This window comes from Nonomuraea sp. 3N208 (assembly GCF_052245935.1).
Classification (GTDB): Bacteria; Actinomycetota; Actinomycetes; order Streptosporangiales; family Streptosporangiaceae; genus Nonomuraea.
On the sequence record NZ_JBQQBR010000027.1, the window covers coordinates 22,778 to 45,885 of the forward strand.

28 protein-coding genes are annotated in these 23,108 nt (G+C 69.0%); 11 read left to right on the forward strand and 17 right to left on the reverse strand.

Features of this window, described 5'->3' with window-relative positions; all coding sequences use genetic code 11:
* The first annotated feature begins 349 nt into the window (after positions 1 to 349).
* The gene (locus ACTWPT_RS35375; RefSeq protein WP_443182018.1) at positions 350 to 979 is read left to right on the forward strand and encodes an isochorismatase family cysteine hydrolase; all 630 of its coding nucleotides are present in this window, start codon (positions 350 to 352) and stop codon (positions 977 to 979) included.
* A 24-nt stretch (positions 980 to 1,003) separates the two neighbouring features.
* Here the strand turns inward: ACTWPT_RS35375 and ACTWPT_RS35380 are convergent, their stop codons facing one another.
* Positions 1,004 to 1,732, reverse strand: coding sequence for a winged helix-turn-helix domain-containing protein (locus tag ACTWPT_RS35380; RefSeq protein WP_443181863.1), 729 nt, complete (start codon positions 1,730 to 1,732; stop codon positions 1,004 to 1,006).
* A gap of 39 nt (positions 1,733 to 1,771) precedes the next feature.
* Positions 1,772 to 2,200, reverse strand: coding sequence for a hypothetical protein (locus ACTWPT_RS35385; protein WP_443181864.1), 429 nt, complete (start codon positions 2,198 to 2,200; stop codon positions 1,772 to 1,774).
* 121 nt (positions 2,201 to 2,321) lie between these two features.
* On the opposite strand from ACTWPT_RS35385, the gene ACTWPT_RS35390 reads away from it, so the two are divergent.
* Both ACTWPT_RS35390 and ACTWPT_RS35395 read left to right on the forward strand, forming a co-directional pair.
* A complete protein-coding gene (locus ACTWPT_RS35390; protein ID WP_443181865.1) occupies positions 2,322 to 3,788 on the forward strand; it encodes a serine/threonine-protein kinase in 1,467 nt (488 codons plus the stop codon).
* A gap of 57 nt (positions 3,789 to 3,845) precedes the next feature.
* Positions 3,846 to 4,874, forward strand: a complete 1,029-nt coding sequence (locus tag ACTWPT_RS35395; protein WP_443181866.1) for a hypothetical protein — start codon at positions 3,846 to 3,848, stop codon at positions 4,872 to 4,874.
* A 98-nt stretch (positions 4,875 to 4,972) separates the two neighbouring features.
* On the opposite strand, the gene ACTWPT_RS35400 is transcribed toward ACTWPT_RS35395, so the two are convergent.
* The 4 genes from ACTWPT_RS35400 to ACTWPT_RS35415 are packed head-to-tail and all read right to left on the reverse strand — an operon-like array spanning position 4,973 to position 8,588.
* Positions 4,973 to 6,202 (reverse strand): ferredoxin reductase family protein, encoded by a 1,230-nt coding sequence (locus tag ACTWPT_RS35400; RefSeq protein ID WP_443181867.1) that lies wholly within the window; start codon positions 6,200 to 6,202, stop codon positions 4,973 to 4,975.
* Positions 6,199 to 6,555, reverse strand: coding sequence for a hypothetical protein (locus ACTWPT_RS35405; RefSeq protein ID WP_443181868.1), 357 nt, complete (start codon positions 6,553 to 6,555; stop codon positions 6,199 to 6,201). The genes ACTWPT_RS35400 and ACTWPT_RS35405 overlap by 4 nt, the downstream gene beginning before the upstream one ends.
* 60 nt (positions 6,556 to 6,615) lie before the next feature.
* Positions 6,616 to 7,296 (reverse strand): response regulator, encoded by a 681-nt coding sequence (locus ACTWPT_RS35410; protein WP_443181869.1) that lies wholly within the window; start codon positions 7,294 to 7,296, stop codon positions 6,616 to 6,618.
* Positions 7,293 to 8,588 carry a sensor histidine kinase gene (locus ACTWPT_RS35415; RefSeq protein ID WP_443181870.1) on the reverse strand — a complete coding sequence of 432 codons (1,296 nt, stop codon included), beginning with the start codon at positions 8,586 to 8,588 and terminating at the stop codon, positions 7,293 to 7,295. The genes ACTWPT_RS35410 and ACTWPT_RS35415 overlap by 4 nt, the downstream gene beginning before the upstream one ends.
* A gap of 176 nt (positions 8,589 to 8,764) precedes the next feature.
* Here ACTWPT_RS35415 and ACTWPT_RS35420 point away from each other — a divergent pair, with 176 nt between their 5' ends.
* Both ACTWPT_RS35420 and ACTWPT_RS35425 read left to right on the forward strand, forming a co-directional pair.
* A complete protein-coding gene (locus ACTWPT_RS35420; protein WP_443181871.1) occupies positions 8,765 to 9,043 on the forward strand; it encodes a FitA-like ribbon-helix-helix domain-containing protein in 279 nt (92 codons plus the stop codon).
* Positions 9,034 to 9,429, forward strand: a complete 396-nt coding sequence (locus ACTWPT_RS35425; RefSeq protein WP_443181872.1) for a type II toxin-antitoxin system VapC family toxin — start codon at positions 9,034 to 9,036, stop codon at positions 9,427 to 9,429. The genes ACTWPT_RS35420 and ACTWPT_RS35425 overlap by 10 nt, the downstream gene beginning before the upstream one ends.
* Before the next feature lie 47 nt (positions 9,430 to 9,476).
* On the opposite strand, the gene ACTWPT_RS35430 is transcribed toward ACTWPT_RS35425, so the two are convergent.
* The 6 genes from ACTWPT_RS35430 to ACTWPT_RS35455 form a co-directional block, all read right to left on the reverse strand.
* Complete coding sequence (locus tag ACTWPT_RS35430; protein ID WP_443181873.1) at positions 9,477 to 10,358, reverse strand: DUF72 domain-containing protein; 882 nt, start codon at positions 10,356 to 10,358, stop codon at positions 9,477 to 9,479.
* A 70-nt stretch (positions 10,359 to 10,428) separates the two neighbouring features.
* Positions 10,429 to 10,806 carry an STAS domain-containing protein gene (locus tag ACTWPT_RS35435; protein WP_443181874.1) on the reverse strand — a complete coding sequence of 126 codons (378 nt, stop codon included), beginning with the start codon at positions 10,804 to 10,806 and terminating at the stop codon, positions 10,429 to 10,431.
* A gap of 181 nt (positions 10,807 to 10,987) precedes the next feature.
* Positions 10,988 to 12,430 (reverse strand): xylulokinase, encoded by a 1,443-nt coding sequence (locus tag ACTWPT_RS35440; protein WP_443181875.1) that lies wholly within the window; start codon positions 12,428 to 12,430, stop codon positions 10,988 to 10,990.
* A complete protein-coding gene (gene xylA / locus ACTWPT_RS35445) occupies positions 12,427 to 13,572 on the reverse strand; it encodes a xylose isomerase (RefSeq protein WP_443181876.1) in 1,146 nt (381 codons plus the stop codon). Before xylA ends, ACTWPT_RS35440 begins: the two co-directional genes overlap by 4 nt.
* A gap of 29 nt (positions 13,573 to 13,601) precedes the next feature.
* Positions 13,602 to 13,790, reverse strand: a complete 189-nt coding sequence (locus tag ACTWPT_RS35450; RefSeq protein WP_443181877.1) for a hypothetical protein — start codon at positions 13,788 to 13,790, stop codon at positions 13,602 to 13,604.
* 60 nt (positions 13,791 to 13,850) lie between these two features.
* Positions 13,851 to 14,315, reverse strand: coding sequence for a MarR family winged helix-turn-helix transcriptional regulator (locus tag ACTWPT_RS35455; protein ID WP_443181878.1), 465 nt, complete (start codon positions 14,313 to 14,315; stop codon positions 13,851 to 13,853).
* Between the two features lie 64 nt (positions 14,316 to 14,379).
* Between ACTWPT_RS35455 and ACTWPT_RS35460 the strand changes: the two genes are divergently transcribed.
* Both ACTWPT_RS35460 and ACTWPT_RS35465 read left to right on the forward strand, forming a co-directional pair.
* A complete protein-coding gene (locus tag ACTWPT_RS35460; protein WP_443181879.1) occupies positions 14,380 to 14,889 on the forward strand; it encodes a VOC family protein in 510 nt (169 codons plus the stop codon).
* 61 nt (positions 14,890 to 14,950) lie between these two features.
* Entirely contained in the window at positions 14,951 to 15,184 is a 234-nt protein-coding gene (locus ACTWPT_RS35465; RefSeq protein WP_443181880.1) for a hypothetical protein, read from the forward strand.
* A 62-nt stretch (positions 15,185 to 15,246) separates the two neighbouring features.
* Here ACTWPT_RS35465 and ACTWPT_RS35470 read toward each other — a convergent pair whose 3' ends face one another.
* On the reverse strand, positions 15,247 to 16,524 hold the full coding sequence (locus ACTWPT_RS35470; protein WP_443181881.1) for a TIGR04013 family B12-binding domain/radical SAM domain-containing protein: 1,278 nt from the start codon (positions 16,522 to 16,524) through the stop codon (positions 15,247 to 15,249).
* 177 nt (positions 16,525 to 16,701) lie between these two features.
* Between ACTWPT_RS35470 and ACTWPT_RS35475 the strand changes: the two genes are divergently transcribed.
* The gene (locus ACTWPT_RS35475) at positions 16,702 to 17,844 is read left to right on the forward strand and encodes an MFS transporter (protein ID WP_443181882.1); all 1,143 of its coding nucleotides are present in this window, start codon (positions 16,702 to 16,704) and stop codon (positions 17,842 to 17,844) included.
* Here the strand turns inward: ACTWPT_RS35475 and ACTWPT_RS35480 are convergent.
* Positions 17,838 to 18,326 carry a hypothetical protein gene (locus tag ACTWPT_RS35480; RefSeq protein ID WP_443181883.1) on the reverse strand — a complete coding sequence of 163 codons (489 nt, stop codon included), beginning with the start codon at positions 18,324 to 18,326 and terminating at the stop codon, positions 17,838 to 17,840. The genes ACTWPT_RS35475 and ACTWPT_RS35480 overlap by 7 nt on opposite strands.
* Positions 18,327 to 18,628: 302 nt before the next feature.
* Here ACTWPT_RS35480 and ACTWPT_RS35485 point away from each other — a divergent pair, with 302 nt between their 5' ends.
* From ACTWPT_RS35485 to ACTWPT_RS35495, 3 genes are all read left to right on the forward strand, one after another.
* Positions 18,629 to 19,633: a S1 family peptidase gene (locus ACTWPT_RS35485; RefSeq protein WP_443181884.1), complete on the forward strand. Its 1,005-nt coding sequence runs from the start codon at positions 18,629 to 18,631 to the stop codon at positions 19,631 to 19,633.
* Positions 19,634 to 19,757: 124 nt separating this feature from the next.
* On the forward strand, positions 19,758 to 20,135 hold the full coding sequence (locus ACTWPT_RS35490) for a VOC family protein (RefSeq protein WP_443181885.1): 378 nt from the start codon (positions 19,758 to 19,760) through the stop codon (positions 20,133 to 20,135).
* Between the two features lie 2 nt (positions 20,136 to 20,137).
* A complete protein-coding gene (locus ACTWPT_RS35495) occupies positions 20,138 to 20,506 on the forward strand; it encodes a VOC family protein (protein ID WP_443181886.1) in 369 nt (122 codons plus the stop codon).
* 58 nt (positions 20,507 to 20,564) lie between these two features.
* On the opposite strand, the gene ACTWPT_RS35500 is transcribed toward ACTWPT_RS35495, so the two are convergent.
* The 3 genes from ACTWPT_RS35500 to ACTWPT_RS35510 all read right to left on the reverse strand — a co-directional run bounded on the left by ACTWPT_RS35500 (position 20,565) and on the right by ACTWPT_RS35510 (position 23,011).
* Positions 20,565 to 21,239: a hypothetical protein gene (locus tag ACTWPT_RS35500; protein WP_443181887.1), complete on the reverse strand. Its 675-nt coding sequence runs from the start codon at positions 21,237 to 21,239 to the stop codon at positions 20,565 to 20,567.
* A 76-nt stretch (positions 21,240 to 21,315) separates the two neighbouring features.
* A complete protein-coding gene (locus ACTWPT_RS35505; RefSeq protein ID WP_443181888.1) occupies positions 21,316 to 22,800 on the reverse strand; it encodes an SPFH domain-containing protein in 1,485 nt (494 codons plus the stop codon).
* Between the two features lie 10 nt (positions 22,801 to 22,810).
* Positions 22,811 to 23,011: a hypothetical protein gene (locus ACTWPT_RS35510; RefSeq protein ID WP_443181889.1), complete on the reverse strand. Its 201-nt coding sequence runs from the start codon at positions 23,009 to 23,011 to the stop codon at positions 22,811 to 22,813.
* Between the last annotated feature and the right edge of the window lie 97 nt (positions 23,012 to 23,108).

Consider the following 23,108-nt stretch of genomic DNA (forward strand, 5'->3'; position numbering starts at 1 on the left):
GCTCACAGACCCCCGGGATTTAGGGCATTTCCCGGGGGTCGCTCCATGCGCGGCCGCGCCGGCCGCCACGATCGCCTGGTGCCGGCCGAGCACGGTGACGGTTCGCGGTGACGCGCGCCGGTACAGCCACAGTTCGCACTGGCCAACCCCGCCATCGGCCATCGCGTTGCCCCGGCGAACCCGCCGGACACCCACAAAGACCTTGCCAAGACTGTGGGCGCATCGCCTGTTCTGACCCGGGACCTGGGTACACCACGGGCGTGAGCAGGCATGCGTCGATGGACGAGGAAGTAGCCGCACCCAGTTGGTCGGGCGAGGCGGACAACTCCGGCGCGGAGCCCACTGCGTGATGGTCGACACGTCCTATGAGATCAGCCGGACCGGTGTCCTCCTGGTTGATCCCTATAACGACTTCTTGTCCGAGGGTGGGAAGATCTGGCCTCGGTTGCAGGAAGTCGCCCAGCGCGTGGGGCTCCTCGACCACCTACGCACGGTGGTCACCGCCGCGCGGGATGTGGGGATCCGGGTGTTCATCGTCCCGCATCGGCAGTGGCGGCCTGGAGACTACGACGACTGGAGCCACCCCAATCCCACCCAGCGTGGGATCCAGGAGCGGCATTCCTTCGCGAAGGGCAGCTGGGGTGGCGAATGGCACCCGGATCTCGTCCCCCAGGACGGCGACGTGGTCGTCAAGGAGCACTGGGCTCAGAGCGGGTTCGCCAACACCGACCTCGACCTGCTGCTCCGGCAGCACGGCATCACGCATGTCATCGTCATCGGCGTGCTCGCCAACACCTGCATCGAGTCGACCGGCAGGTACGCCATGGAGCTCGGATACCACGTGACCCTGGTTCGGGACGCGACCGCGGCCTTCACCGCGGAGATGCTGCACGCGGCCCACGAGCTGAACGGGCCGACCTACGCACACGCCATCGTGACGACGGCGGAACTCCTCACGGCGATTCGGCCGGCGCGATGAAGAGAGGCGGGCGGTTGGGCGGGGTCAGGGGCCGGGCATCGGCAGCAGGGCCAGGTGGTCGCTGGTCACCAGGTTGAACTTCAGCGCGAGGGAGACCAGCGCGTGGCGCTGCCAGTCGGCCTTGCCCTCGCCGTCCTGCGGGCCTTTGACATGGAGCTTGTTCTCCGCCAGGTAACCGATGTGGAAGCCGATCGCGGTCCGGCTCAACCCCAGGTCGGGGAGCCTTGCGATGATCTCGGGGATCGTCGGTATGCGTGACGTCGACGGGTCGCGCAGGCGCGGCTCACACAGCGCGACCAGGATGCGGAAATACTTGGCGTTCTGGTCGAGGGGGTAGGCGACCTGCGTGGCCGCCCCGCCGTCCGCATGGGATGGCGGCACATGCACGTGCTGCGGCGCGAACACCAGGAACGAGACCGTGCCGTCGACCGCGGGCAGGCTCACCCGGGAGAACTCGAACGGGATCGGCGCGCCCATCCGGCCCGGCGGTACCTTCACGAACTCCCCGCCACCCTCCGGGTTCTCCACGACGTACGTCTTCGAGGTGCTGAGGTTGGAGAGCAGCCAGTAGTCGCCCACTGCGACGATCTTGCCGGCCCGGCGGGAGACCGCGGGGTTGTCCAGCAAGATGTCCACGGGGGAGCCAGGAGTCCCGCGCCCGAAGAACGCCTGCTCTCCGGGCGCGAGCTCCAGCGAGTACGGCCGGTCGTCGGTCGGTGCCGCCGCCATCTGGATCAAGATCGTGCTGTGCATCGGCGGGACCCTACTCGCATGCCGGTAAAGGTGTCCAGGTCATTCGGGCAGTGGCTTGCCACCCGGGCCCCGGCATGTGCGCAGGCCGGCGTCGGGCTCGTTGTTGCCGCCGCCGCGGAAGTAGACCTCGCTGACGTACCCCCATTGATTGTTGTCAGCCATGGTGGAGGCCCACCAATAGTTGCGGTAGCCGCCCAGCTTGTAACTGCCGCCAGGCTTCTGGCACAGGTACCAGTCGTCCCCCGCCGGGTTGATGGAGCCGACGATCCTGCCCTTCGCGGGTGACGCGTAGACCGGGATGCTCCCGCTCGGTGACCAGTCGGGGCAGTTCTGGACCGTAAGGCCGTTGTGCTGGTACTGCTTGCCGCACGGCTGTGCGTCTCCCGCGGCGGCCTGCGCGGCCGGAGCGGCGGCGGCCAGGCCCGCCAGCGCGAAGGACATGGCGATCGCGGCCTGTCGAATGGTCATGATGTTTCCCTCCCCGTTTCGGTGTCGCTGCGTCGATCCTCCGGGCGGAGAGTGGATTCCGTAACCTGGTAGCTGCCAGGGCACGTGGACGAACCCCTGACCATCGGCCATGATGAGCTGAATGACGGCTCCTTCCCACGCAGGTCGTTACCGGATCGAGCAGCTCATCGGCGTCGGGGGTTTCGCCTCCGTCCATCTGGCCCACGATGACGAGTTGCGCTCGCCGGTGGCGGTCAAGATCCTCGCAGAGAACTGGGCCCGGCAGACCGACGTGCGTGAGCGCTTCCTCCAGGAGGCGCGGCTGCTGCGCAGGGCCGACTCCCACCTGCTCGTGCAGGTCTTCGACATCGGCGAACTCGACGACGGCAGGCCGTACTTCGTGATGACGTACGCCGACCGCGGCACCCTGGAGGAGCGCCTGGCCGGTCGCCTGTTCGCCGTCGACGAGACGCTCGGTCTGATGCACGACATCTGCCAGGGCGTGGCCGTGCTGCACAGCATCGGGGTCGTCCACCGCGACCTGAAACCGTCGAACGTGCTGTTCTGCTCGCGGCCGGAGGGCGGTGAGCGGGTGATGGTGGCCGACCTCGGCATCGCCAGGTCCGCCGACCACCTGAGCGGGCTGACGCTTCCCGCGGGCTCGCCCGGCTATCAGGCCCCCGAGCAGCTCTACTTCGACGGGGCGCCAGACGCGCGCGCCGACGTGCACGGCCTGGGGGCGCTGACCTACCACATGCTCACCGGCCAGGTGCCCGCCAAGCCGGAGCAGCGGGTGCCACCGAGCGCGCTGCGGCCCGAGGTGCCGGAGGTGATCGACGCCGCGGTGATGCGCGCCCTGGATCTCGACAGGGAGGCGCGCTGGACCGACGCCGCCGCCTACGCCGCGGCCCTGTCCTCGTCGACCGTCACCTTGCCGGAGACCCCGCCCGGAGCGGTCCCGCCCGAGGAGGAGCGGCCGCGTGAGGGTCGCAGGCCGGGGCGGCGGATCGCGATCGCCGGCGGCACGGCGGCAGCTGTCGTGGCCGCAGCGGCCGTCACCACCGTGGTCGTCAACAGCGCCCAGACCCCCGATTCGCCCGGCGGTACCGGTGCGACGGCGAGCCGGCCGCCCGCGAGCGCCGAGACCAGCAGCTGGCTGCGCGACGACTCCGACATCCCCCGCCAGTATCGCGGGCTGATCGTGCAGGCGGGCACCTACTGCGAGCTGCCCGGCCTGAGCCCCGCCCTGATCGCCGCGATGCTCAAGGCGGAGTCGGGCTACGACCCCGGCCTGTCCGATCCGGAGAACAACGAGTACGGCATCGCCAGGTGGACCCCCGAGGTGCTGTGGCACTGGCAGCCGGGCGGCCTGCAGAGCCCGAAGCCCACGCCGCCACTCAGCCCCGAGTCGTCGATCGTGTCCATGGGGCGGTTCATGTGCACCCTGGGCCCTCGGGTCCAGGATCTGCCGGGCAACCCCGCGCTGAAGCTCGCCGCCCTCTACCGCAGCGGCGTCGACCCGCTGAAGCGGGCGGGCGGCATCCCCGAGCGGTGGCGCGCATACACCGACAAGGTCTCCCGCTACATGCGCGACTACCAGCCGGCCTGAGCGGGACTGCAGCCGCCCGCCAGTGAGATACAAGCACGGCCGCCTAGCGTCGTGCCCATGCGAAGAGTGGGCGTGGCGCTGGCGGCGCTGCTGGTCCTGACGGGGTGTGCGCGAGAGGCCGCCGACGAACGCACCCAGGGCGCGCCGTCACCGAGTGCCTCAAGAACGTCCGATACCACCAGAAACAGGCTGCTGGGCGCACTGGCCGACGTCTCTGGCGAGGGCCCCGCCGCTGCGTACCTCGAATACGGCGAACCGGCCTGGTGGCGCCGCTTCGGCGGCTCCGGCGATGGGCGCCGATGGCTGCCTGCGGCCGGTTCCGGTCTCGGGAGCCTGGCCCATGCCGCGGCGGCACTGCCGAAGACCACAGGCATGACGCCCGAGGCGGGTGAGCGGGCGATCGCGATCGGCGTGCCGCCGCAGCAGGCATTCCGGTTCGACGGCGGCGTAGAACCAGGCGCCGTACGGACGAAGCTGGCCGCCCTCGGAGCCAAGCCCGACCGCTTGGGCGGCCACGACGGGTTCTCCTTCGCTCCCGATGGCGAGATGGATTTGTCCCGCACGATCGTGCCCGGGGTGACCAACCAGCTCAACAAGGTTGTAGTCACCGACACCACAGTGGCAACGGCCTCGGCCACCGGGCCGCTGGCGGCCGTCATGGGAAGCGGACCCTCGCTGGCCGACAGCCCGGATCACGCTGCGATGGCCGCCTGCCTCGGCGATGTCGCCGCCGCCACGATCATGGCCCCGTCGGCGCCGGGCTCCGTCACGTTGTACGGCGTTGGGTTGCGCCGCCCGGCCGGCCTGGTCGACCGGCCGGTCAACATCATCTGCGTCATGCCCTCCGCGTCCGCCGCCACTGAGGTGGAACAGTCGCTGACGACTCGGCTCACCCCGACGGCGAACACGCGCAACGGCGGGGCGTACGGCGACTACGCAGCGGAGATCGCGCACGACTGGGTCCCCGCCGACGGGCGTACGGTGCTGAGGACCGTCCTGACGCTGAACGACAAGACAGACGTGCTGTTCGTCAACCGGCTGCTATATCAGGGCGAGCTGGAGGCGCTGAGCGGCCCCGTCCGATGAGGCGTCCCCGCACTTCCTCCGCTCCTCCACGTGTTCTTCGGTGTGAGAGGGAAAGTAGGACGCGCGATGCCGAGAGTTCGTTGAGGCAGCGCGGCGCGTCAGCGGAAGCTGAACCGCTCGAAATGGATCGACGAGGCCGGCAAGCCGGCGTCTCGGAAGCCGCGCTCGAATGAGTCCAGCATGGGCAGCGGGCCGCACATGTAGACGTCTGCGATGGAGTCGCGTCCGGCGACCTCGAGGACCATGTCCGTGGTCAAGGTGCCCGATTCCGAGGAGACATTGAGGTGGACGTGCAAGCCTGGATGGGCGTCGGAATGGGCCCGGATCTCGTCCCAGTAGAGGACCTCGTGGGCATGCCTGACGGTGTAAAACAGAGTGATTTGCCGGTCTTCTTCGTCTGGCATGTCGCGCAGCAGGCTGAGGAACGGCGTGATGCCGATCCCGCCGGCGATCCAGAGCTGGTGACGCCCGCCACTGCGGCAGTCAAGCATGCCGTACCCGCCCTCGATCGTGGCCCTGCAGCCGGCTCGCAGGGTCAAGCCCAGCCGGGAGGTGTAATCGCCGCTGGCCTTGATGGCCAGGCGGATGGCCGGGTCGGCGGGAGCGCTGGAGACCGTGAACGGATGCGGCTCGCGCAGACCGTACTGGTGGAACGTCACGAACACGAACTGTCCTGAGGCGAATGCCAGCCGGCGCTGCCCGCGTGGGCACAGAACGACCTCGACCGTGGTCGGAGTCAGCCGTCGCACGGTTTGGACCTCGTAGGCGAACCTGGGTCGGCCGAACCGGGCGAGCAGAACGGTGTAGAGGAACGCGGCGATGCCCACCGCGTACGCGCCGATGAGGATGGCGAACGGCACCGCCGCTGTGCGCGTCACCTGGTCGACCAGCAGCGTGTGGGCGAAGCTGATGGCGAAGAACACGCCGATGAGCCAGTGGGAGCGGCGCCAGCTGCCGTAGCTCAGGGGGCCGATGGCCAGCGCTGCCAACAGGGAGATCCCCGCGAAGGCGATCAGGCCGGAAGGCGTTCCCCCGGGCGAGGCCAAGGCCCACGGGATCGTCGCGACGTGGGCGGCGAGCAGAGCGAATCCTGCTCGGCCGGCCCGCCGGTGCGCGAGATACATCCGGTCCAGGCCTCCGAAGTACGGCTCCAGGAACCTGGCTCGGGTGGCCAGGACCAACGCGGCCGCGAACAGGATGACCGCCGTGGTCGCGAACAGCTCAGCCACGCTCTGCCGGAAATCTCGTACCGCATCCGGCGGCCAGAGCGTCAGCGAGCACGCGGCATTGACGATCGCCGCTCCGGCGATCACTCGAGGACCGATCACGTACGTGAGCGCCTCGCGACCGGGGCCCACCCCACGGCGACCGATCCCAGGCCGACCACAAGATGCACGATCGCGTCGTCGAATGCCAGCGCTTCCACCGCGTCCAGCCAGCCCGCCTCACCGGCGACGCCGACGGCCAGCCAGAACACTCCCAGCCACCTAGTGACCGAACTGGCGTAGCGCCCCTGGCGAAGCACCGCCGCCGCCAGCCACAGCGCTCCGGTGACCAAGTGCAGGATTCCGTGGAGGGGCTCGGGGGTCTCCCACCCTGGCATGTCTGGGAGCGCCACGAAACGCATCACCCCGACGATCACGAACCCGGTCCCGACTATCGACGACCATATGCGTGTCATGGCTGCCAGGTTGGCGGCTGACCTCCGTCATCCGCATCCTCCGCGTGCGGCGTCTCGCGGCTACCGCGAGCGTGGTACGCCTGCGCTGATGCTGACCAGCCCGCTCTGGTAGGCGAAGACCACCAGCTGTGCTCGGTCGCGTGCGGACAGCTTCATCATGGACCGGTTGACGTGCGTCTTCACCGTCGTGGGCGACAGGTGCAACCGGTCGGCGATGTCGGCGTTGGTCAGGCCAGAGGCGACCAGGGCCACGATCTCGAGTTCGCGCTCGGTCAACGGCCCGTGCGCTGCCGCAGGCCTGGCGCGGGCCGGTTGCTGGAGGAAGTGGGCGATCAGCCGCTTGGTCGCCTGTGGTGACAGTAGTGCCTCGCCGCGGGCGACCACCCGGATGGCGTCGAGGAGCTCGTGCGGTTGCACTCCCTTGCCGATGAAGCCGCTGGCACCTGCCCGCAACGCCTCGAACACGTACTCGTCGATTTCGAAGGTCGTCAGCACCAGCACGCGGACGTCGGCGAGCGCGGCGTCGGAGGTGATCGCGCGCGTCGCGGCCAGTCCGTCCATGCCCGGCATGCGGATGTCCATCACCACCACGTCGGGACGGCACGCACGGGCCAGCTCCACGGCCTGCGCGCCATTGTCGGCTTCGCCGACCACGCTCAAGTCGTCGGCGGAGTCGATCAGATACCGCGCGCCCTGCCGAATCAGTGGCTGGTCATCGGCCAGGACGACCCGCACGGTCATCCGGTAGCTCCGGTCCCGTCGGCGACCACCTCGGCGTCGGCGCGGATCGGCAGGCCGGCATGGAGTACGAACGAGTCACGACGATCGGGTCCGGCCGTGAAAGAGCCTCCGAGAGCCTGGACGCGCTCGGTCAGGCCTATAAGCCCGTGCCCCGGCCCTCGCCGGTCGGGCACGCGCGCTGCGCCGATGCCGTTGCGGACCTCGATGTTCAGGTTGTCGCGCGCTATCCACATCCGCAAGCCGGCGTGGCCGTCTCCATGCTTGTGAGCATTCGTCAGGGCCTCCTGGATCACCCGGTAGGCAGACAGGTCAACCGCGGCGGGCAGGTCCGGCGGCACGTCCGCGTACTCCACCCGCAGCCCCACCGTCGCGAACCGATCAAGCAGGTGCGGCAGGTCGGCGAGTCCCGCCACTGGCTCCACCGGCGTCGGCTCGCCGTCACGCAGCACGCTCAGCAACGTCCCCAGTTGATCGAGCGCGGTACGGCTAGCGGTCTGTACGTGACCGATCGCCTCCGCGGCGGTCGCCGGCTCCCGATGCAGGACATGTCCGGCCACGCCCGCCTGCATGCTGATCACGGCGATGTGATGAGCGACCAGATCGTGAACCTCCCTGGCAATGCGCAAACGCTCCTGGACGACCCCGTGACGGGCGCGATCCTGCCAGGCCGCCAGCATCTGCCGCCGGCTTCGGGCCGCATCTCCAGCCGCTGCCCCCACGAGGACGGCGGCGATCAAGGGCACTGGTGTGTCCAGCCCGGTCCAGGCCGCCGGCGCCACGATCATCGCGCCGCTCGCGATCACCACCGCCGCGCCGATCCCTGACACCAGCGTCGCCAGTCGGTTGCTCGACACCGCAACCGCATACCCGGCCAGCGCCATCGCCGCACCGGCCGACTCCTTGAGATCAGCGGGTACGGCCACGACCACGACGACCATCGGGAGGATCGCGGCTAGGGCGCGCCGCGACGAGCCCACCAGCAACACCCGGCTGCCACGTCGCAGAAGTCGCCCATGCACCCCACCGGCGACCAGCAACGTCGCACCGAGCAGCGCATCGGCTGCGGACGTGTCGATGTCCACCCGCATGGCAACCACGGCACCGGCGGTCGCGACGGCCAGCGAGACCCACGGCCATGCCGTCCGTACGAGCAGAGCAACGGCCGCCAGGAGGACGACCACCAGAAGAGGCCACGTCACGTGCCAGGCGTGTCCGGTGACCAGGCCTCCCGCCGCCATCGCACACAGCGCCAGACCGAGCCAGACGTCGGTCGCCCACTCCGCGCGCTCCACCTGGCCAGCCTATGCAGCGCAGGTCAGGGATGCATCATCCCGGGGTAGGGCATCACGTACCGCGATCGCGGTACCCGTCCGTTCGTATGCCCTAAAGGCGAGCAAGATGTCCCGCCGGTACTCGCAATGCCGCGATCACGGCGGACAGGGCCGAGCTGTGCATGTAAAATGAAGGCATGTCTAGGAACATGCAGATCCGCGAGGTTCCCGACGACGTTGCCGACGCTATCGCGGCACGAGCTCGTGCCAAAGGGCAGTCCGCGCAGGCGTACATGCTCTCGCTTCTGGTAGCGGACGCGCGCCGTTCTCGCAACATCGACCTCATTGCCCAGTTCGAAGGGCGTGACGACGGCATGCACAGCGCTCCGGGGCAGACTGCGGACCTCGTCCGTCAGTCGCGGGCCGAACGTGAGGAGCAGCTAGCTGAGTCAACCGGAGACTGTCGGTGCTCGTGATCGACGCCTCAGTCATGATCAACGCGCTTACTGACGACGGAGAAGCCGGTGGCGCTGCCCGTAAGGCCATCATGACCGATCCCGCCTGGATTGCACCCGGCCACATGCCAAGCGAAGTCGCCCACGTCATCACCCGCCTCGTCAGGCAAGAATTGATCACCCAAGCACGTGGGCGGAGCGCCCTCGAAGCGCTTGCCCAAACGGAGATCGAATTGGCGGACATCAGGCCTCTTCTGCCCCGAATCTGGCAACTGCGCGGCAATATCAAGGCCTACGACGCCGCCTATGTGGCCCTGGCCGAAGTCGAAGGCTGCACTCTTGTGACCAGCGATGTGAAGCTCGCCAGCCTGCCGGTGGGCGTCGGTTGCGACATTCGCCTGGTGTGAGCCTTTGGAGATGGCGCAGAGGTGGCCGGCCGGACGACGTCAGGGCGTCATTCGAGGGGGATCAGGCGAGCCAGTTGCGCGGCGTTGATCTGGGCGTAGTCGCGGTAGCAGTTGTTCATGAGGAGGTGGGTGGACTCGGCGTCCTCGGCGAGGCGCCGTAGTTTGGGCGCCCATTCCTGCAGTTCCTTCTCCTGATAGAGGTAGCCGAACCGCTCGTGGATGTCCTTGCTCGTCCATTTCTCCGAATGGCCATGGAAGCGCACCACTGCCAGGTCTGCTGTGGCGGCGAGTACGGGCGGGATGGAGTCGGGGTATCCCTGCGGCATGTCCACGCTCACGTACGGCAATCCGTAGGAGGTCAGGAAGTCCAGTGTCTCGGCCTGGTTCTCCTTGCTCATCCAGGTGTGATTGCGGAACTCGACGCAGATCCGCAGGGGAGCGCAGCGGGCCTTGCACTCCAGGATGTACTGCTTGTTGCCCTTGCTGATGGGGAACCACCGCGGGAACTGGAACAGGATCGCGCCGAGTCGGTTCGAGTCGTGGAGTGGGGCCAGCGCCGCCAGGAAGCGATCCCATACGTGATCGACCATCTGGGGGTCCAGGTCGCGTAGGTAGAGGTTCTTCTTCGGCGCTTCTCCCAGCTGTTCACGTAGGTCCTTGTACAGCGCCGTCGGCTTGGTCGGGTGCTGGGTCAGGAGGGAGAACGCCTTGATGTCGAAGGTGAATCCGGCAGGCGTGCGGTCGCGCCACAGTGAGACCGTGGTCTCCGCGGGTGGCGAGTAGTAGGACGAATCCACTTCCACCAGGGGAAACTGGCTCGCGTAGTAGCTCAATCTCTCCTGGGCGGTGGTGACATCGTCGGGATACCACCCCGAGGCCAGCAGCGTCTTGTCGGTCCACGAAGCGGTCCCCACCAGGATGCGGCCCATGTCGTTACCGGTACCCGAACCCTCCGCACCCAGACTTGTGGCCGATCCCGCCTGGAGTTGAGTGCCTGATCTAGTGCGTGTCCCGGCCTGAGCGCATGGCCGCCAGGGCCAGGTCGACGTTCTCGTAGAGCTTGAACACCCGATCCAGGCCGCGACGCTGGAGATCTAGCATCACCCCGGGTGGCGTCGCTGCGATGACCAGACGTCCATCGGCAAGCATGAGCCTTTTGAGTGCGGAGATGATGGCGCCGAGCCCGGCCTCGTCGTGGCTGGTCACGCGACCGATATCGAGGACGAGGCACGGGGTGCGGGTTTCGTTCAGGAGTGCGATTGTCTCGTCTCGCAGGGCGCGCTGGGCGTCCCTGCCGAGGTGGCCGCTCAGGTGCAGCGTGCAGCACCCATCGTGGTCCACCCGCTCGATTTCCAGATCCGGCTGCTGGTCCGGCATGGCTGGTTCACCCCTAACCGGTCGCGGTTTCATTCTGACCCCGGAAGGGCGACGGCGGGTGGCGGCGGTGCACGGCCTTCTGGTCTCTACGGAGTGGCTCGCCCCGGCCAGGAGCGCCGGCTTTTCCGTCGTGCTCCTGGCCTTGGGGCGCCATGGCGATCGCGTCGCCATGGTGACCTGGTCAGTCGAGGATGTGGGCGGTGGCGCGGGCGTAGCGGTGGCGGATTTCCGGGACGGCCTCGCCCTCGTAGGTTGCCGTGTCCTCCGCCTGCCAGTCCGGGGTGGTGAGGAGGGTCGCGGCCTGGTGCGCGGCGCCGTTGGCGACGTATTCGGCCGGTGGCGGCACCGTGATCGGGACGCCGAAGATCGTGGGGGCGATGCGGCGGACGGCCTCCGAGCGGGCGGCGCCGCCGATCAGGAGGACCCGCTCCGGTCGCAGGGCCAGTGCGTCCAGGGCGTCGGCCAGGCCGCACAGCATGCCCTCGATGGCCGCCCGGGCCAGGTGGGCCGGGGTTGAGGTGGCCAGGGTCAGCCCATGGATGGAGCCGGTCGCGGTGGGGCGGTTGGGGGTGCGCTCGCCCTCCAAGTACGGCACCAGCGTCAGCCCGTCAGCCCCCGGAGGAGCCTGGAGGGCGAGGTCGCTCAGGTCGTTGAGGCCGACGCCGGTGATGCGGGCGGCGGCATCCAGGACCCTTGCGGCGTTGAGCGTGGCCAGCAGTGGCAGGAACCGTCCCGTCGCGTCCGCGAAGCCGGCGACCGCGCCCGTGGGGTCGGCGCTGGGAGTCTCCGCAACCGCGAAGACGGTGCCGGAGGTGCCGAGCGACACGACGACGTCACCGGGCTTGGCGCCCACGCCCAGAGCGGCGGCCATGTTGTCGCCCGTCCCCGGGGCGATCAACACCCGGCCGGTGCCGGCGGCCGCGCCCGTGCCCGCCGCGCCGACCTCATCCGTCGGCCCCAACACCCGGGGCAGCAGCGGCACCGCCCCGAAGGCCGCCTTCAGCAGGTCCGTACGGTACGCCCCGGTAAAAGGCGACCAATATCCGGTCCCCGAGGCGTCCCCCCGGTCTGTGGTGAGGTGGTCGAGGGGCGGGGGAGCGGCGTCCTGCCAGGACTCCCGGGAGAACGGCACACCGGAGGTGAGCGCGCCCGCGAGCCGCCACGTGAGCCAGTCGTGCGGCAGGCATACCGCCGCCGTACGCCGGGCGTTGGAGGGCTCGTGCTCGGCCAGCCACCGCAACTTGGTGACTGTGAACGAGGCCACCGGCACCGAACCGACCGCGTCCGCCCATACTTGCGGGCCGCCCAGCTCCGCGATCAGGTCGAGGGCGGCCTGGGCGGAGCGGGTGTCGTTCCAGAGGAGAGCGTCGCGTACGACATTTCCGGACTCGTCCAGGCAGACCATGCCGTGCTGCTGCCCGGCGACGCTGATGGCCGCCACGCCGTCCAGCCCGCCGGCCTCCTCGAGGGCCTGCAGCAACGCCGCCCACCAATGCGACGGGTGCACCTCCGTGCCGTCCGGGTGCGGCGCCCGGCCCTGCCGCACCAGCGTGCCCGTCTCCGCGTCACGAATGACGACCTTGCAACTTTGTGTCGAAGAATCGACCCCAGCGACCAGCGTCACCCACGAACTCCTAACAAGTGCTCCAGCGCAAGCTGGTTGAGATGGGTGAAATGGTATCCGCGCTGAGCGGCCGCGTCGGGATCGAAGTCGTCCCCGGCCAGATCGGCCAGCGTCTCGCCACGGTTGAGCGTGGGCAGGCCGAGCTCCTCGACGCGGGCGGCCCGCAGGGCTTCACGGACCTCCGGGTCGGCCCGGAAGCCGCGCGCCTTCTCACGCAGGATCAGGTAGGTCCGCATGTTGGCCGCCGCCGACACCCACACGTCGGAGGGGTCCTCCGTGCGCAACGGTTTGTAGTCGAAGTGGCGGGGGCCGTCGTAGCCGCCGTGCTCCAGCAGGTCCACCAGGTGGAACGCACTCATCACGTCTCCGTGCCCGAAGACCAGGTCCTGGTCGAAGCGCGGCCCGTGCTGCCCGTTGAGGTCGATGTGGAACAGCTTGCCGTGCCACAGCGCCTGCGCGATGCCGTGCACGAAGTTGAGGCCGGCCATCTGCTCATGGCCGACCTCCGGGTTGAGTCCCACCATGTCGGGATATTCGAGCTCGCCGATGAACGCCAGCGCGTGCCCGATCGTTGGGAGCAGGATGTCGCCCCGCGGCTCGTTGGGCTTGGGCTCGATGGCGAAGCGGATGTCGTAGCCGCGCTCGCGGACGTGCCCGCACAGCAGGTCGAGGGCCTCCTTGTAGCGGGCGAGCGCGGCCTGCACGTCCTTGGCCGCGTCGGACTCGGCGCCCTCGCGGCCGCCCCAGCACACATAGGTGGTGGCGCCCAGCGAGGCGGCCAGGTCGAGGTTGCGCGTCACCTTGCGCAGGGCGTATCGCCGCACGTCACGGTCGTTGCTGGTGAACGCGCCGTCGCGGAAGACGGGGTGCGTGAACAGGTTGGTGGTGGCCATGGGCACTTTCAGCCCGGTCTCGGCAAGCGCTTTCCGGAAGGCCGCGATCGCCCGGTCGCGATCCGGCTCGACGGCGAGGAGGTCGTCGTCGTGGAAAGTGATGCCATAGGCTCCGAGCTCTGCCAGCCGGTGCACGCTCTCCACGGGGTCGAGAGGCGCCCGGGTGGCGTCCCCGAACGGATCGCGTGCCTGCCAGCCGACCGTCCACAGACCGAACGTGAATCGATCATCAGGGGTTGGCTCGTACATGACTCGATGCTCCCCTGGCGATCAGTTCTTCACAACCCCGATGGATCGCGCCCCACGCTGATCTCCTCGGCGATCTTGCGTATCTCCGTCACCTCGAGGCCGGGAGCCTTGGGCAGGTCGCGCAGCAGCGCGTCCATGACCACGGGCACGGGCTGGCCGGCGAAGCGGCCCGCAATGCCATGGACGGCCCTGAACAGCGCCTCTTCGGTGTCGTGCATCGGCATCTCCTCGATCGGGTACGCCGAGAACGCTACGGCCTCCGGCCGACAGTTTTCTCGCTATCGCTGCAGCGTGTCCCCGTCGGCCCCGGAAACGATGGCGGAACAGATCTCGTCCAGTTCCCGTACCTGCTCGGGCTTGAGCACGTCGAACAGGGTGCGCCGCACCTCCTCCACGTGCCCGGGAGCGGCGGCGGCGAGCGCGGCGTACCCCTCGTCGGTGAGCACGGCGAGATTGCCGCGGCGGTCGGACGCGGAACGCTCGCGGCGTACCCAGCCACGCTCCTCCAGTCGCGCCACCGCGTGCGAGAGGCGGCTCTGCGAGCTCTGCGCGCTGGCGGCCAGCTCGCTCATCCGCATCGCCCGCCCGGGCGCCTCGGACAGGCGTACGAGGATCACGTAGTAGGCGTGCGGCATGCTCGCGTCCCGCTGGAGCTGGCGATCGAGCGCCTCATTGATCAGCTGCGTCGCCGCCAGGAATCTCCGCCAGGTCTGCTGCTCGTCCTCATCCAGCCATCTCGTCACGCTCTCAATTTAGTTGAACTCTCATATACTCAGGGTGGGACTCTGTTGAAAGAAGGGGATCACCATGCCGGTCCATCGGCTCAACCACGCGGTCCTTTACGTCCGTGACGTGGAGCGCAGCGTCGCCTTCTACCGGGAGGCCCTCGGCTTCGAGGTCGTCATGGGCATGCGGGGCGCCGCGTTCCTGCAGGCCCCGGGCTCGACGAACGACCACGACCTGGGCCTGTTCGAGATCGGCGAGAACGCCGCGCCGTCGCCGGCCGGTCGCACCTCCGTGGGCCTCTACCACCTGGCCTGGGAGGTCGACACCCTGGACGAGCTGGAGCGGGTCGCGGCCAAGCTGTCCGAGCTCGGCGCGCTGGTCGGCGCGTCCGACCACAGCACCACCAAGGCGCTGTATGCCAAGGACCCCGACGGGCTGGAGTTCGAGGTGTCGTGGCTCGTGCCGGCCTCGCTGCTGACCGACGAGACCCTGGCCGCCCGCGCCGGCATCCGCCCGCTCGACCTCGGCGCGGAAAAGGAGCGCTACGGCGCCCAGACGCGGGGCGGAGTGGGCGTGTCCATCCCGGCCTGAAGTACCGTGGTCATATCGACTCCTTCTCTGGTCGATTCCTTCTCTGCCGCGGAGAATGGTCATGCAAAGCGATCCTGATCACGTGCTCGACGCCATCGACGGCGCCGTCGACGAGTGGGAGACGCTGAGCGCCGACGCCATGCGCTGGGCGCCTCCCGAGAACAAGAGTCCCGACTTCATGACCGAGATGACGGAGATCTTCGGTCCGCTCGTCAACGCGTTTTCCGAGGCGCTGCGGCCCGTCAGCGACGCGTTCGAACGCGTCCTGCACGCCCTGGACGAGGACGACGACTAGCCTGCCCGCCGTGGCCGAGGACGTGCAGGCTGGTCGGTACGCCCTGGACGCGGACGTGCAGGCTAGCCGGTACGCCGCCGCCGCGCCCGCCGCGGGTAGGCCTTGGCCGTCTCGGCCAGCCGCGCGGAGTGCTCGGCCTGCTTGCGCCAGTGCCCGTACGCGTCCCCGCGCTGCGCCAGCCTGTCGAGCTCACTCATGGTGCTGAGCGGGATGAACGCCGGCTCGGCGTCGCGCCACGGCGTGCCCGGCAACGGCATGAACGTGTGCGTGTGGATGCGCGCTCCGAGGTCGGCCAGATCCTCGGCCAGCTTGAGCGAGGCGGTCTGGTCGCCCTCGTCCTCGCCGGGCATCCCGAAGATGAAGTCGACGTTGGGCCGGAAGCCGTGCTCGACCGCGATCCTGACCGCATCGCGCACCGGGGACGTGTCGTGCCCGCGCCCCGAAGCGGCCAGCACCTTGTCGGATCCCGACTGGGCGCCGATGATCAGGTTGTCGTTGGCCACGTACCTCTTGAGCAGCCGCATCGCCTCCGGCGTGACGTGCTCGGGGCGTACCTCGGACGGAAAGCTCCCGAAGAACACTCGCCCGTGCGGCGGCAGCTCCTCCTTGACCCCGGCCAGCAGCTCTTCCACCGCGCCGAGATCGGGGTCGGGACCGGGGGAGCCGTACGAGAGCGAGGTCGGCGTGATGAACCGGATGTCCCGCAGGCCCCTGTCCACCATGCCCCGCACGTGCTCACGCACGCTGGCGACCGACCGGTGCCGGAACTGGCCGCCGAACATGAAGGGTGTCTGACAGAAGCGGCACGTATAACGGCAGCCTCGAGTGATCTCGATCGGCCCGTTCCTGCCGACGAAGGACGGAAACGTGTCCAGCGGCAGCTGCGGCGCGGGCCTGGTGCGCAGCGCGACCCCGTCCTCGTCCTTGATCGCCAGCCCGGGGACCGTGGTGAGTGGCCGGCCCTCCTGGAGCGCGCGGACCAGCGCGATGATCGTCGACTCCCCCTCGCCGATCGCCGCCAGGTCCCAGCCCGCGTCGATGACCTGCTGCGGCTCCGCGGTCGCGTGCACACCGCCCGCGATGTGCAGCCCTCGGCCGCCGCTCAGCGCCTTGACCGTGGCCAGCTCGGCCGCCATGTCCTCGGCGTCCGGCGAGTAGAAGGACCAGAGCACCAACACCCGGTCGGGCTCGGCGGCCGTGATGTGCTCGGCGGTCTCCTCGGGAGTGGTGCCGAGCCGCAGGTCGTGCTCGACTTTCGCGGTCTCCAAAGCGGCGAGCAGCGCGTGCACGCCGTACGTCACCGCCTTGCGGTATCGGACCACCACACTGACGTCAGCCACCATTGGACTCTATCCGGGGACGTTCCCCTGCCGCGCTCGCGCTGATCGAGGCCTTTCAGCGCTACACTCGTCCCATGCACTGGCGACATTGATGACTGACCAGAGGCCGGCGCGGGGCGCGCGGACCTCCGAGGCGACGAGCACTCGGAGTCCCTGCTCGTCCCCGTGGAAGGCCTCATGCTCGTCAAGAAACTGTACGCCTATGCGTTCCTAGGCGAATTCATCCTGCTCTACCCGGTGTATACGTTGCTGTTCACCGACACCGGGTTGTCCGTCGCCGAGATCTCGTCATTGTTCGTCATCTGGTCGGTGACAGGCATGGTGCTGGAGGTCCCGTCCGGCGCGTGGGCCGACGCGGTGTCCCGGCGTCTGCTTCTGTGCCTCGGCCCGCTCCTGGCCGGCGCTGGCTTCGCCCTGTGGACACTCGTCCCCTCCTACTGGGTGTTCGCCGTCGGCTTCGTCTTGTGGGGCGCCGAGGGCGCCCTCGTCTCCGGCGCCTTCGAAGCCCTCTCCTATGAGGAGTTGGAGCGCCTCGGCCAGGAGGACCGGTACGCCACGGTCATGGGCCGGGCAGAATCCGTCGGTCTCGTCGCGGTCGCGGCGGCGATGGGTCTGGCCATGCCGGTCTTCGCGGCCGGCGGCTATGTCGCCGTGGGGGCTGCCAGCGTCCTGGCGTGCGTCCTGTGCGCGGCCACGGCTCTGACGCTCCCCGAGCACCGGATATCCGGCGCCGCCGCGACGGAGATGAGCTATTTCGCGGTGCTCCGAGCGGGGATCACGGAGGCCCGCTCGGACCGGAAGGTGCTCAACGCGCTCCTGCTCTTCTCCTTCGTGACGGCCATCTGGGGAGCCCTGGAGGAGTACCTCGCCGTCCTCGGGGCGGAGACGGGGTTGTCCAAGACCGCCATCCAGCTGGTGATCTTCGTGGTCTGGATCGGCGCCACGGCCGGCGGTCTCCTGGCGGGCGCGGCTCAGCGTATGCCCGCCCGTGGGTACGCCCTGACGATCGGGGCGGCGGCCGCCGCCATGGCGGCCGGGGCGCTGAGCGGGCATCCTGCCGGGTTCGCGTTGATCGCCGTGGCGTTCGGGGCGTTCCAGATGACCGGGGTGGTGGCCGACGCGCGCCTCCAGGCGCGGATCACCGGCCCGGCCCGGGCCACCGTGACGTCGGTCGCGGGGCTTGGCACGAACCTGGTCACGCTCGGCGTGTACGCGGCCTACGCCGGCGCCTCGTCAGGCCTGTCCCACGGTGCCACGTTCGCTCTCCTGGTGGCGCCGTACGTGCTGATCGCTCTTCTGGCGGCCCGGCCGGCTCAATAGCGGGACGGGATCCGCTTGGGCAGAGGCGGCGGTTCCGGGGCCGCCGCCTCCGCCGGCTCCTCTTCGGGCGGCGGCGAGACCGCCTTCACCGCCGCCCGCCACCGGGAAGGAAAGACCGAGGCGGTGAGCAGGATGCAGCCGACCACGGGGGACCAGGTGTGGAGCAGCGTCTCGTAGCCCTGGAGATATTCGGCGGGCACGAACGCATACCACAACCGGTGGTCGCCTCCCATGCCCATGCGCACCTGCACCGTCGCCCAGAGACCCATGAAGGCCATGCCGGACAGCAGAGAGGCGAGCGGCGACAACCGCGACCCGGCCAGGACGCCGACGACGATCACGGCGCCGAAGAGCGCGGCCAGCGCGATCCAATCGGTGATCGGCTGAGGCTTGTTGAGCCCGTACCCGAGACCCGCGGCGATCAGTGGTGTGGCCAGCAGTCCCGCGCCCGCACCGACCAAGTGACGAACACCGTTACGCAAAGAGAACACCTCCAGCAACGGGACCTTACCGACCCGCCTCCCTGTCCACCTTTAAGGCGAGAAATGTCCGGTTCGGGATGCGGCCAAAACCCGCTATAACACCGAAATAGGGTCCCTTTGGTATCTGAACGGCCTTCGTACCCAGCCGTTAACTTGACAGCACCCCCACCCGAGGAGTGCACATGTTGAGTAAGCGCTGTGCGCTGGTAGGCGGCGTCATCTTAGCCGTCAGCCTGGCAACCCCCCTCAGCCCCGCAGCAGCTGACCCTGCACCGCAAACTGCCTCCCCAGCACCCCCCGCCATGGTCGACGCGCTCGAACGCGACCTCGGCCTCTCCGAAGCGCAAGTCGTCACCCGGCTGGCCAACGAGGAACGCGCCGCGGCCGCGGAGTCCACGCTGACCGCCGAGCTCGGCGGGTCGTTCGGCGGCGCCTGGCTGAACGACGACGCCTCCAAGCTCATGGTCGCCACCACCGACCCCAACGCCGCCCCCGCCATCGAGGCGAAGGGTGCGCAGCCGGTCCTCGTCAAGCGCACGCTGGCCGACCTCAACGCGGTCATGCAGAAGCTCGACGCGGCCCCGCGGCGGGCCACGGCCGCCGCCTCGCTCTGGTACGTCGACGTGAAGTCCAACACCGTCTCCGTCCAGGCCCCCACGGTCCAGGCCGCCGACGCCCTCGTCGCGGCCGCCGGCATAGACAGGAGCCTGGTCACCGTGGCGGCGACGGCCGAGCGGCCGGGGACGTACATCGACATCGTCGGCGGCGCGCCGTTCTACATCGGCTCCAGCCGCTGCAGCATCGGCTTCTCGGTCACCAGGGGCAGCACTCCGGGCTTCGTCACCGCCGGGCACTGTGGCCGGACCGGCGCCACGACCAACAACCCCACGGGCACCTTCCAAGGCTCGTCCTTCCCCGGCAATGACTACGCCTGGGTCGCCGCCCCCGGCAACAACCCGACGCCCTACGTACGCGGCTCCGGCGGCTCGCTCGTGACCGTCCGCGGCTCCACCCAGGCCTCGGTCGGCGCGTCCATCTGCCGCTCCGGCTCGACCACCGGCTGGCGCTGCGGCCTCATCCAGCAGCACAACGCCACCGTCCGGTACGCGCAGGGCACCGTCACCGGCCTGACCAGGACCAGTGCCTGCGCGCAGCCGGGCGACTCCGGCGGCTCGTTCATCTCGGGCAGCCAGGCCCAGGGCGTGACCTCGGGCGGCTCGGGCAACTGCACCACTGGCGGCACGACGTACCACCAGCCGGTCAATGAGATCTTGAGCGTTTACGGTCTCACGCTCCGAACCGGCTGACCGAAACCCCCGCGCAGCGTGCCCACCAGACCCGGGCACGCTGCGCGGCCGTTCCAGCGATGAGTTTTCGCCCGCCGCCCGGTCTGTCCGTCGTACACCCATTCAACGGACAGAGGAGAAGATCATGGCCCGCCCCGTTCTGGGAAGCCTGCTGCTCGCCAGCACCGACCCCGGCCGCCTGCACACCTGGTACGCCGCCGCCCTCGACCCCGAGAGCGACACCGACGCCAACGGTTATCGCATCCTCAAGTTCGGCGAATTCTTCCTGTTCATCGACACGCGGGACGACGTGGCCGACAAGAATCCCGAGCCCGGCCGGGTGATCCTGAACTTCGACGTGGAGGACGCCCGGGCCGTGGCGGCCCGCATGGAGAGCGCGGGCGTGACGTGGCTGGCCGAGCTGGAGGACCGCGACGGCAGCCTCTTCGCCACCGCGATCGACCCGGACGGCAACTACGTCCAGATCATTCAGCTCAGCGAGGAGCACAGGAAGGCGATGTGACGATGTTCGGTACGACGAAGGCGTTCAGCGGGTTCTCGGTGAACGACATCGCGGCGGCGAAGAAGTTCTACGGCGAGACGCTGGGGTTGCGGGTCTCCGAGGAGCACGGCCTGCTGACCCTCCACATAGCGGGGAGCACCGGCATCCTGGTGTACCCGAAGGAGAACCACACCCCGGCCACGTTCACGATTCTCAACTTCCCGGTGGAGGACATCGAGAAGGCCGTGGACGAGCTGGTGACACGTGGGGTGCGCTTCGAGCGCTACCCGCATATCAAAGCCGATGAGAAGGGCATAGTCCGCGAGGAGGGCCCGCCGATCGCCTGGTTCACCGACCCGGCCGGAAACATCCTGTCGGTCCTGCAGCAGTAGAAGGCGCAGAGGGCCCTTCCTCGGCTTCCTGGAAGGGCCCTGCCGCCTTATCGATGCCTCACTTGGGCACGCGCCCCAGGTTCTGATCGGCCAAGTCGGCGAGCTCGTACAGGCCCGTCGGCTTCACGTCTTTGCCGACCACCAGCATGCTCATGATCAGGGTGCCGCGCCTGATCATGATGGAGCCGATCTGGGCGTTCTTCTGCCCATCGGCGGCTGTGGTCAGGTATGCCCGCGACTGATCGCCCTTGGTCGGCATGGGCAGGATCCGCGTCTTGTACGAGATCTTCGAGCCGCCGACGTTCGCGGAGTACGAGGTGCACTGCTCCGGTAGCGGCGCGGGGAAGGACGCCGACGGGAGCCGCACCACGGCCTGGGTGATCGAGCCGCGTTCCGCGGCGAAGGCGATCACCGCGGCGGGCGCCTTGGCGACGTCCGGCTTGGCGGCGTCGAGCTGGGCGGCCCCGGCGCACTCCGGCCGCTCGAGCTTGGTCTGGCGCACCGCGGCCAGCCCCTGCTGGGTGGACTTGAGTGAGCCGAAGGCGCCCAGCTCCGGGCCGTACGAGATGCGCATGCCCGCGGGCGCGGGCAGCAGTGCGGCGCGGAGCTTGGCCGCGTCGGCGGACGACGCCGTCGGCGGCGTCGAGGCGGCCGGCGCCGCCGCGGTCTCATCGGACGAGCATCCGGCAACCGCCACCATGCTCAGACATATGCCGGAAATGGCCTTACGCATGAGCCCTCCCCCTTAACTCCAGCGGCATTTTCGAAAACGCTAGAGGAATTCCGGGCCGCGCATCCGTGTAACGTCGCTATTCGCGGAATTCAGGGGTTTTAGGAATGATTTCCGATTCGCCGTTGTTCGGGTTTCCGCCGTTGAGCAATGCCCTGGCCAGGCCCAGTCCGGTGCCGCCGAGCGTGAGCGCCTTGGCCAGGAGCTCCTCGACCCCCTGAGCGCCGTTCAGCACCACCATGTGCTCCACGTTCCCGAACGCCTTCGCGCCTGCCTCCACAACCTCCGGCCAGCGCTCCGCGAGCTGCTGGGCGATGACCGCCTCCTGGTTCTCCTTCAGCGCCTGGGCCCGCGCGCTGATCGCCTTGGCCTCCGCCAGGCCCTTGGCCTGTGACGCCTCGGCCTCGGCCAGGCCCAGCGCCTTCGCGGCCTCGGCGCCGGCCAGCCCACGGGCCCGGGCGGCCTGGGCCTCGGCCTCGCCGGCTACTTTGGTGGCCGCTCCGGCCGCCTCGCCGCGTAGCCGCACGGACTCCGCCTCGGCCGCGGCGGCCTGCTTGACCTGGGAGGCCTGCGCGGCCGCGCGCAGCTCGGTCTCCCTGGCCTCGGCCTCCGCTTGGGCGATGCGGGCGTCGCGCTCGGCCTGGGAGAGTGTGACGGTCTCGTACGCCTTGGCGTCGGCGGGCTTGCGTACCTGCGACTGCAGGCGTTGCTCGGACAGCTGGGCCTCCAGCTCGGCGGCCCTGGTCTCCTGGACCACCACCTCCTGGCGAGCGGTGGCCTCCGAGAGCGGGCCCGCCTGCCGGGCGGTGGCCATGGCCTGGTCGATCTCGGCCTGGTAGGCGGCCTCCTTGATACGGGTGGCGCGCCGGGCGGCGGCCATGTTGGCGGCGGCGATCTGCTCGGCCTCGGTGGCCTCCTGATCACGCTGGGCCTGGGCGATGCGGGCGGTGGCGGCGACCTTGGCGGCGTGCGGCTTGCCGAGGTTGACGATGTAGCCGGTCTCGTCGTCGATCTCCTGGATCTGCAGCGAGTCCACGATCAGGCCGAGCTTGCTCATCTCGTCGGCCGCCGAGGCCCTGGTCTCGCTGGTCAGGCGCTCGCGGTTGAGTATCAGGTCCTCGATGGTGAGGTTGCCGATGATCGAGCGCAGGTGCCCGGTGAACAGCTCGTGGATCGCGCTGGTCATGAAGTCCTGCTGGTCGAGGAAGCGGCGGGCGGCGTTGGCGATGGAGGACAGGTCGTCGCCAACTTTGTAGATCACCACACCGCGGATGTGGACCGGAATGCCCTGCTGGGTGACGCAGGAGACCTGAAGGTTGGCCGCCCTGGTGTCGAGGCGCAGGCGCCTGGCGGTCTGGAAGCCCGGCAGCACCGCCGTGCCCTTGCCTGTGATGATCTTGAAGCCGAGGCTGTCGAGGCTGTCGCCCCGCCGGCGCGCGCCCAGGCCGGAGATGATCAGGGCCTCGTTGGGCTCCGCGACCCGCCACACGGCCTTGAACAGCAGGGTGATGACGATCGCCGCGACGATGACGGCGCCGCCGATGATGTAGAGCTCAGGGGACATCGACCCCTCCCTAGATGAGTGCTTTGGCCACGTAGACCGTGCGCGGGGGAAAGTAGTCCACGACGATGACGATGGCCCCGACGGGGATCTCCTCGTCGGTCACGCTCGGATGGGCGTAGAAGGCCTCGACACCGCCCCTGATCGAGATCATGACCTCGCCGACGAGTCCAGGGCCGATCTTTCCTGTGACCCTGCCCTGCTTGCCGACCACCGGACTCCCCCCGTTAGTGATATTCCGGACGGTACTCCAAACCGGCATTCGCGGTAATAGGCCGCGCAAAATGTTTCTCGAGACGCTGCGCGTCTCT

Bases quoted from the DNA above. Each gene is read 5' to 3' on its own strand.
- ACTWPT_RS35490 (WP_443181885.1), top strand. From the start codon at position 19,758: ATGGCCCGCCCCGTTCTGGGAAGCCTGCTGCTCGCCAGCACCGACCCC.
- ACTWPT_RS35420 (WP_443181871.1), top strand. From the start codon at position 8,765: ATGTCTAGGAACATGCAGATCCGCGAGGTTCCCGACGACGTTGCCGAC.
- ACTWPT_RS35380 (WP_443181863.1), bottom strand. From the start codon at position 1,732: ATGCACAGCACGATCTTGATCCAGATGGCGGCGGCACCGACCGACGAC.
- ACTWPT_RS35505 (WP_443181888.1), bottom strand. From the start codon at position 22,800: ATGTCCCCTGAGCTCTACATCATCGGCGGCGCCGTCATCGTCGCGGCG.
- ACTWPT_RS35465 (WP_443181880.1), top strand. From the start codon at position 14,951: ATGCAAAGCGATCCTGATCACGTGCTCGACGCCATCGACGGCGCCGTC.
- ACTWPT_RS35460 (WP_443181879.1), top strand. From the start codon at position 14,380: ATGCCGGTCCATCGGCTCAACCACGCGGTCCTTTACGTCCGTGACGTG.
- ACTWPT_RS35390 (WP_443181865.1), top strand. From the start codon at position 2,322: ATGACGGCTCCTTCCCACGCAGGTCGTTACCGGATCGAGCAGCTCATC.
- ACTWPT_RS35475 (WP_443181882.1), top strand. From the start codon at position 16,702: ATGCTCGTCAAGAAACTGTACGCCTATGCGTTCCTAGGCGAATTCATC.
- ACTWPT_RS35375 (WP_443182018.1), top strand. From the start codon at position 350: ATGGTCGACACGTCCTATGAGATCAGCCGGACCGGTGTCCTCCTGGTT.
- ACTWPT_RS35395 (WP_443181866.1), top strand. From the start codon at position 3,846: ATGCGAAGAGTGGGCGTGGCGCTGGCGGCGCTGCTGGTCCTGACGGGG.
- ACTWPT_RS35500 (WP_443181887.1), bottom strand. From the start codon at position 21,239: ATGCGTAAGGCCATTTCCGGCATATGTCTGAGCATGGTGGCGGTTGCC.
- ACTWPT_RS35430 (WP_443181873.1), bottom strand. From the start codon at position 10,358: ATGGGCCGCATCCTGGTGGGGACCGCTTCGTGGACCGACAAGACGCTG.
- ACTWPT_RS35405 (WP_443181868.1), bottom strand. From the start codon at position 6,555: ATGACACGCATATGGTCGTCGATAGTCGGGACCGGGTTCGTGATCGTC.
- ACTWPT_RS35410 (WP_443181869.1), bottom strand. From the start codon at position 7,296: ATGACCGTGCGGGTCGTCCTGGCCGATGACCAGCCACTGATTCGGCAG.
- ACTWPT_RS35495 (WP_443181886.1), top strand. From the start codon at position 20,138: ATGTTCGGTACGACGAAGGCGTTCAGCGGGTTCTCGGTGAACGACATC.
- ACTWPT_RS35385 (WP_443181864.1), bottom strand. From the start codon at position 2,200: ATGACCATTCGACAGGCCGCGATCGCCATGTCCTTCGCGCTGGCGGGC.
- xylA (WP_443181876.1), bottom strand. From the start codon at position 13,572: ATGTACGAGCCAACCCCTGATGATCGATTCACGTTCGGTCTGTGGACG.
- ACTWPT_RS35435 (WP_443181874.1), bottom strand. From the start codon at position 10,806: ATGCCGGACCAGCAGCCGGATCTGGAAATCGAGCGGGTGGACCACGAT.
- ACTWPT_RS35450 (WP_443181877.1), bottom strand. From the start codon at position 13,790: ATGCACGACACCGAAGAGGCGCTGTTCAGGGCCGTCCATGGCATTGCG.
- ACTWPT_RS35485 (WP_443181884.1), top strand. From the start codon at position 18,629: ATGGTCGACGCGCTCGAACGCGACCTCGGCCTCTCCGAAGCGCAAGTC.